The following is a 4,636-nucleotide window of genomic DNA, read 5'->3' as shown; positions in this document are numbered from 1 at the left end:
ACACACCTTCACGCGCTGACAGCGCGGAGACCGGGATTGCGCATCTGCCCATCCCTCTCACCGCCATCCTCTGCCAGCTCGCCCTGCATGACGATTTGGCAAAATCCGCCCTGCTGGATAACCTGCATCAGTTGGAGATAAGCCCGGTTGCCCACCGGCGCATGAATCCCGCGGATATGGCGGAAGCACTGAAAGTTCTGTTGGCACAGGGATGGCTGCAGGAGATGAACAACCGCTACCACCTGGCCGGTCACGATAACGTGATTTACCGCTACATGGTCACCCACCCCGCCGTCTGGGGTGCCTCCCCGCAACACCCTGGCTATTTACGCCTGCTAAGCGGGCTGCGTACGCGCAGAGCCCGCCTGTGGCATGCGCTTCTCGCTGGCGATGAGATAGCACTGCCACAATACCTGGACGAATGGATGACCCAGCCCGGTTACGCACCGCAGGCACATCCGGCCTTTCAGCTGTTGACGGACGAGGCAGGTCGTCACACCTTTGCGCTGTTGAATGAGGCTATTCAGATAGCGCTGCTGGCCAGCTTTCTCGTTGATGCCGGCTACCGCCTCACTGAGTGTTCCTCACTCTATCGGTATGCCTGCACCTTCAGCGACGCGCGGAGCACGACACCGCCCGCGTTACGAGAACCCCTGGCGCTGCAGGCCCTGTGGCGAGGCGACCACAACCGCCTTGACCAAATTAAGGGGGAGGGTGAACTGCCCCCGACCGTCACTGGCTGGATTGCCCTGAGCCGTGGACAAAAAGACGCTGCGCTCGAAGCATACCGGCAGCTCGTCAGCCAGTACCGCAAGGCCACCCGCAAACGCAAGCTGCACCTGCCCCCTTTGCCGTCCATGATGGCCGCATTAACGCTGCTGGCCAATCATGAGCCTGCACATACCCCGACACTTCGGGAACTGGCCCACCATGCCATCGAAGAAGGTTTCGGCAGTGGTTGGGTTTTGCTGCAGGGTCTGCTGCATGAATGCGAAGGTAAGCCGCCGCAGGGCACCTCACCCGAACAAGCCACGACGCCACTCATCGGCATGGCCGGCGTCTGGCTGGCGCTGCTCCGGCACTGGCGAAGCGATACCGAAGACAGCGAGCGCGGGCAGCAACGTCTCGAGATATTCAGAGAACAGTTGGCCACCCGCGGCTATCACCGGCTGGAGAAGGACATTGCCGACCTGCTCCATCAGCAATACCGTCAGCAGGCGCCCCAACTGCCTCATCCGCTGAGCGCCCTGTATCGGCGCAGGGCGTCATGGGAGTACGCCCTGGACGCCCTGAGCCAACTGACGGCGGCGGAAAACGCCAATACGTCCCGCATGGCCTGGTTCCTGACCCTGCATCGCTACGAGCTGACGCTAGAGCCCCGGGAACAAAAATACAACCGGGACGGCTGGACCAAAGGGCGCCCGCTGTCCCTCAAACGCCTCAACGACGCGGCTGACACGCTACCCTGGCTGCTGGCGCAGGACCGGCAGGCGTTGCGGCACATTCATTATTCCTCGGCGTACTCCTTTTACGGGCACAATGGCACCTACACCCTGGATGCCGAAGCCGCCTTGCCGGCGTTGGTTGGCCATCCGGCGGTGTTCTGGCAGGACGCCCCGGACGTACGCATCGATATCGAACCCGGGCAGGTGACGCTGGTGATAACGGAGGCGGGGGAACATCTCGCCCTCACGCTCCGCCCGCCGGGCATCAGCGACAGTTGCGGACTGCTATGGGAAAAAGAAACGCCGACCCGCCTGGTGGTGTATCCGGTCAGTGACGAACATCGCAAGATTGCCGGCATTCTCGGCCGGGAGCTGCGCATTCCGGCCAGCGCCCGCTATCGGGTCCTGCAGTCGGTGTCGTCCATCGCGCCTCTGCTGCCGGTCCAGGCCAATCTGCCCGAGCTGACGGCGCACATTCCGCATGTTCCGCCGGATGAAAAGCTGTATGCGCATCTGCTGCCACTTGGCGAGGGGCTGCGTCTGCAACTTCGTGTTCACCCGTTGCCAAACGGCACAGCCTTCCCGCCAGGGCGGGGCGGCGACATCGTCAATGGCGAGCAGGACGGTCAGGCGATACAAACCCGCCGCTACCTGCCGGCAGAACAACAGCGGCTGAAGCAGGTGCTGGCGGCTTGCCCGGTGCTCGACGCATCGGCAACGGACACCACCGAATGGCAACTGACTGATACTCAGGACGCCCTGGAGGTACTGACGCAACTGCGCGCGATTGACCCGGCGCAGCTTGAATGCGTCTGGCCGGAAGGTGAACGCCTGCGTCTGGGTGGCCGCCGCGATATGCAGGCCCTGAAACTGCATGTCCGCCGGCAGGGCGAATGGTTTGCCCTGTCCGGCGAACTGGCGCTGGATGACGGCAAGGTGTTGCAGCTGCGCCAGGTACTGACACTCCTGCAGGAAAGCCGCGGCCGTTTCATCAGACTGGGCGAGCAAGACTGGCTGGCCCTGGATAACCAACTGCGCCTACGCTTGCAGCAGATAGCCCTGCTGGCCGGCGACGGTGACCCTCTCACGCTGAATACGCTGACGCTACCGCTGTTGAAAACGCTCGCCGATGAAGCCGGGCATCTTGACGGTGACGCCGACTGGCGCCGGCAGCTGCGCGGGCTTGAGGACAGGGAAAAACACCCACCTGTGGTGCCGTCCACGCTGAAGGCCGAACTGCGCGACTACCAGCAGGCCGGCTTCTGCTGGCTGTCGCGGTTGGCACAGTGGGGTGTTGGCGCCTGCCTGGCCGATGACATGGGGCTGGGGAAAACCCTGCAGGCACTGGCCCTGCTGCTCGAACGCGCCCCGGGCGGACCACAACTGGTGGTGGTGCCCACGTCCCTTGCCGGCAACTGGCTGAACGAAAGTGAACGGTTCGCCCCCACACTTCGGGTGCGGGACTACCGGCGCCGACGTGAGATAGCGGACGTGGGTGCATTCGATGTGGTGGTGGTCAGTTATGGTCTGCTGCTGCAGGATGCCCACACATTTGCCGGCCAGCAGTGGCACAGCGTGGTGCTGGATGAAGCACAGGCCATCAAGAACGCCCAGACCCAACGGGCCCGAGCCGTGATGGCACTGAAAGCAGATTTCCGCCTGGCGCTGAGCGGCACGCCAATCGAGAATCACCTGGGCGAACTGTGGAGCCTGTTCCGGTTCCTCAACCCGGGTCTGCTGGGAGGTCTGAAACCGTTCAATCAACGATTTGTGGGGCCGATTGAGCAGGGTGACCGGTTGGCCGGCACCACGCTGAAGCAGTTGCTTAAGCCGTTTATATTGCGCAGAACCAAATCGCAGGTACTGGACGAATTGCCACCTCGCACCGATATCCTTCACACCATTCCTCTGAGTGACGAGGAACGGCACTGGTATGAGGCCTTGCGCCAACAGGCCGTAGAGCGGCTGGACAGTGGCGGTGACGACATTAAACCGCTGCAGGTGCTGACGGAGATCACCCGGTTGCGCCGGTTCTGCTGCCACCCGTCACTGGTGCTGGATAACCTCCCTCTGGCGGGCAGCAAGCTGGCGGCCTGTCTGGACATCATCGACGAGCTGCGGAAAAACCACCACAAGGCCCTGGTATTCAGCCAGTTCGTTGACCATCTGACGCTGTTGCGCACGGCGCTGGATGAACGGGGCATCACCTACCAATACCTGGACGGTTCAACCCCGCCGACCGAACGGGAGAAGCGGGTGGCCGCGTTCCAGTCCGGCGAGGGCGACCTGTTCCTGATAAGCTTGAAGGCCGGCGGTACCGGACTCAACCTGACGGCCGCCGATTACGTCATTCATCTCGATCCCTGGTGGAACCCGGCCGTTGAAGACCAGGCGAGCGACCGCGCCCATCGAATAGGACAGGAGCGCCCGGTCACGGTATACCGTCTGGTGATGGAAGACACCATCGAGGAACAGATGGTCGCCCTGCACGGTCGAAAGCGCCAGCTGGCTGAGGATTTACTGGCCGGCAGCGACGGCGTGGGCCGGTTGGACACCCAGGCACTGCTGGCTGTACTGCGGGGAAGCCCGACGTGATGACCGTGACGACATGTTGGCAGAGCTCCGCGCTTTCTATATTACGACAAAAGGAATGAGCCGTGACCGAACAGGAACTGTATGATCATGCCGTCTCGTTGCTGGCAAAGAAAAATTACGCCTCTGGCGATATGCATCGCCAGCTGAGCCGACTGACCGAAAATACGGGTGATATCGCGCGCGTTTTACGTCGCCTGACCGATAACCACGCGCTCAATGATACTCAGTTACTTTCTTATCTTTTTGATAAACAAGTTAAAAAAATGCACGGCCCCACGAGAATAAAACAAGAGATGCGTCAGAAAGGATTTTCGCCGGCACTCATAGACCAAGAGATCGACAATAGGGATATTGACTGGTATCAGCTGGCCAAAGAAGCCCGGTTCAGAAAGTTCGGTGACGCGTTACCTTCTGAGCCAAAGGAAAAAAACAAACAAATCAGGCACCTTCAGTATAAAGGCTTCTCGATGGATATGATCTTTGAGGCGTTAGGTTAACCCTGATTTCAATTTTGACTTCGACAGAAGATAGGCCGAAACCCTATGCGCATTCCAGAAAACGCCATTTTATCAACCCTGAAAAACGGTGGATGTATC

At 60.7% G+C, this 4,636-nt stretch carries 2 protein-coding genes; both read left to right on the top strand.

Going from position 1 to position 4,636, the window contains the following annotated elements; all coding sequences use genetic code 11:
* The first annotated feature begins 95 nt into the window (after positions 1–95).
* Entirely contained in the window at positions 96–4,040 is a 3,945-nt protein-coding gene (locus tag ACMV5I_RS29110) for an SNF2-related protein (protein ID WP_414825930.1), read from the top strand.
* A 62-nt stretch (positions 4,041–4,102) separates the two neighbouring features.
* Positions 4,103–4,537 (top strand): regulatory protein RecX, encoded by a 435-nt coding sequence (locus ACMV5I_RS29105; protein ID WP_414822700.1) that lies wholly within the window; start codon positions 4,103–4,105, stop codon positions 4,535–4,537.
* Positions 4,538–4,636: the final 99 nt, after the last annotated feature.

Origin of the sequence: Serratia sp. T13T92, assembly GCF_047530105.1 — a bacterium.
Taxonomy (GTDB): Bacteria; Pseudomonadota; Gammaproteobacteria; order Enterobacterales; family Enterobacteriaceae; genus Chania; species Chania fonticola.
This window is presented reverse-complemented; position numbering and strand designations above follow the sequence as displayed.